Annotated in this window: 2 protein-coding genes; one reads left to right on the top strand and one right to left on the bottom strand. The window is 68.2% G+C overall.

Going from position 1 to position 3,285, the window contains the following annotated elements:
- A partial coding sequence (locus ACR2JI_RS01500; RefSeq protein ID WP_526387280.1) for a coiled-coil domain-containing protein occupies positions 1–2,100 on the top strand: 2,100 nt, incomplete at its 5' end.
- A gap of 6 nt (positions 2,101–2,106) precedes the next feature.
- Here ACR2JI_RS01500 and ACR2JI_RS01495 read toward each other — a convergent pair.
- The coding region (locus tag ACR2JI_RS01495) for a wax ester/triacylglycerol synthase domain-containing protein (RefSeq protein WP_526387278.1) at positions 2,107–3,285 on the bottom strand (1,179 nt) is incomplete at its 5' end.

The following is a 3,285-nucleotide window of genomic DNA, read 5'->3' as shown; positions in this document are numbered from 1 at the left end:
GCCCCGTCGGGCACCGAGTCCCTGCTGACCGGCGCCATCGACGCCGAGTTCATCAGATACTTCACCCCTGCGACCGGCAAGGCGGCCAAGGAGTGGAAGGACGTCCAGGTTGCGCTGACAGCGGCCGAGGTCGTGGTTCGACAATGCAGGGAGGCCATCGATGAGGTCGAAGCCTTGGTGGACCGGCACCGCGAACTGACCGGGCGGCGCAGTGAGTTGGACGGTTTGGTGCAGGCCGCCGGCAGTCGACGCACGGCCGCGCAGGCGGCAGCCGACGGCCTCGCCGACCTGACCGCGGCCTGGAACAGTGCGAGGCTGGCCGCCGAGTCAGCACGCAACGTCGCGTCCGCATCAGCAGACCGGCGTGCGCAACGGCTGCAACTGGCCGGCGATGTCGCCGCTCGCGACACTGCCATCGGCGCGCTACGCGAACAACTGACCGCGGCAGAGGAAGCCGAGACCCTGGCCGGTGTCGCCAGCGGGACGGCCGCCGCAACCGCCCGGCAGTCCGCAACCGAACTCGCGCAGGCCGAGGAGCGGGCACAGCGGGCCCGCGCTATCGCCGAGGGCGTGCAGGCGCGTGGCAGGCTGACCGAACTCGATGGCGTGCAGGCCGAACTCGGCCGGGTCGCCGAGCAGTTGGCAGGTGTCGTCCTGACGACGGAGGCCATGGCGCAGATCGACGCGGCGGCCGCGCAGGTGCAGCGCGTCACGGATCAGTTGTCGCACAGTGCCGGCGCGGTCGAATTCACACCGACGGCCGACCTGGTGGTCCTGGTCGACGGTGAGTCAGTCACCCTTGGCGCCGGTCAGCCGTGGTGTCCGGACACCTCGATTCCGACCACCGTGGAACTCCCCGGGGTGCTCAGTGTGCGTATCGACCCCGGTGCCACCACCGCGGATGTTCAGGCCAAACTCGTTGACGCGCAGCAGCACCTGGATGGTCTGCTCGCGGCGGCCGGTGTCACCGATATCGTCCAGGCCCGCGAGACCGACCAGCGCCGCACGGACCTCGCCGGTCGCAGCCGTGAGCTGGCGGCGCAGTTGTCCGGATTGTGCGGCGCAGAGAATCCCCAAGCGCTTACCCAGCGGTTGACCACGCTGGTCGCCGCACTCCCGGAGGGTGGGGGCCTCGATCCCGAAACTGCTCGCGCCGAGCAAGCTGCCGCCGAGGAAGGTGTCGCGCCGGCCCGGGTCAAGGCTAACGCCGACCGGCAGATCGCTGAGGCGGCCAATACCGAATTCACCGAAAGAGCCACGGCTGCAAAGGTTCTGCGCTCCGAACTGACAAGCGCGGAGACCGAGCTTGCTACCGCGCAGGAGAAGCTGGCCGCTCAGCGCACGGACGCAGACGACGACGCGGTGACGGTGACCGCACTCGCCGACGCTGAGAAGCTCAGTCGGGCCGACGCGGAGGTGGCCGAAGTGGCGGCCAAGCGGGATGCCCTCACCCCTGATGCCATCGAGGCCGAAGTCGCAGCAGCGACTGCCGCCGATGAGAAGTTGACAGCCGAGCGCAGTGATCTCGACCGTCAGCTCAACGAGATCAACGGCGCACTGGAAATGGCCGGATCTGAGGGGCGCAGGGGTAAGCTCGACGATGCTGAGACCGCCGAGGCGGCGGCACGGCGCGACTTCGAGCGCATCGAGCGGCGAGCCCGCTCGGCCAACCTGCTCAAGAGAGTCATGGACCGGCACCGCGGCGATACTCAGAGGCGCTACGCCGAGCCGTTCCGGAAAGAACTTGAGCGGCTGTCGAAACCGGTGTTCGGCGACAACTGCCGGTTGGAGGTCGACCCGGGCCTCAGCATCGTCAGCCGCACCGTGGACGGCGTCACGGTGCCCTACGGGTTGCTGTCCGGCGGCGCCAAGGAGCAGCTCGGCATCCTGGTCCGGCTTGCCGGTGCGGCACTGGTCGCCGATGAGGACACCGTTCCGGTCGTCATCGACGACGCACTGGGCTTCGCTGACCCCGACCGGCTCGACGGCATGCGCAAGGTGCTCGGTGATCTCGGCGGCGAGGGTCAGGTGATCGTGCTTACCTGTACACCGGACCGTTACGACGGAATCGCCGACGCGCAGTTCATCGAACTGCGCTAGCCGTCCTCAGTCGGCCAGCGCCAGCACCTCGTCGAAGCCGGCCACCAGGCACTCGTAGAACGCGTCGAAGTCCGGGATCGCTCCGGTGTCGACATCAATGCCCAGCGCGCAGGTGTCGACATAGGTCAGCAGTGTGACGTTGACCGCCGAGCCGATCGTCGGGCCGAATGCGTACTGCACCCTGACCTTGGCCCCGGCCAGATAGACCTGCATCGGCACACCGGGCACGTCGCTGGCCAGGAAGTCCACCTTGCGCAGCACCGACCCGATGTACCAGCGCGGCATCAGGTTCATCGCACCGGCGATGATCTGGATATAGGGCGTCGATTTCTCGTTGCGCACCTTGGTGGTTCGCGCCCGGGTCTCGGCGATCCGCTCTGCGGCATCGGCCACACCGACCGGCACGTCGAAACGTGCCAGGGTGATGTGGTTGCCGCCCTCGTCGTCGTTCTCGGTACGCACGCTGATCGGCATGGTCAGGTGCAGGTCCCCGACCGCCACGTCGTGCATCTCGTGGTAGCGGCGCAGGCCGCCGGCGATACCGGCCACAAAGGCGTCGTTGAGCGCCCCGCCACCGGCGTGCGCAGCCGCCTTCAACTTCGACAGCGGCACCTCGTGGACGCCGAGTTTGCGCACCAGGGTGCGTTCCTTCATCAGCGATGATCCGGTCTCGGTGACCGGTCTCATGGTCCGGTACACCGATGCGGCCAACTCGCCGGCCTCGGCCACCGCGGCCAACGGATTGCGAAGCGCTTTGAACAACACCTTCGGTGTGTTCTCGGCCACCCCGCTCACCGCCTGCCCCACCAGGCCGAGGTCGTAGCGCAGCGCGTCGACGTAGTCGTTGAGCGGCCCGTGCTGTTGCACCTGTGGCTCGTCAGCCCCGGTCTCCACGGACTCGATGCTGCGCGGTTCCTCGGTGAGGTCGAACAGATGCATGGCGATCTGCACGCCGCCGACGCCGTCGGTCAGTGCGTGATGGAATTTGCACAGCACTGCCGCGCCGCCGTCGTCGAGTCCCTCGATCAGAGTCGCCGTCCACAGCGGGCGGGCCCGGTCGAAGTCGGCCATCGCCGCCACCCGGGCCATCTCCAGCACGCCGTCGAGGTTCCCCGGCTCGGGGGCAGACACCTTGCGCAGATGGAAGTCGAAGTCGAAGTCCGGGGCGTTCTCCCACCGCGGCGG

The organism is Mycobacterium sp., from assembly GCF_051006775.1.
Classification (GTDB): Bacteria; Actinomycetota; Actinomycetes; order Mycobacteriales; family Mycobacteriaceae; genus Mycobacterium.
Note: the sequence above shows the minus strand (reverse complement) of the source record. Positions and strands in the feature narration are given on the sequence as shown.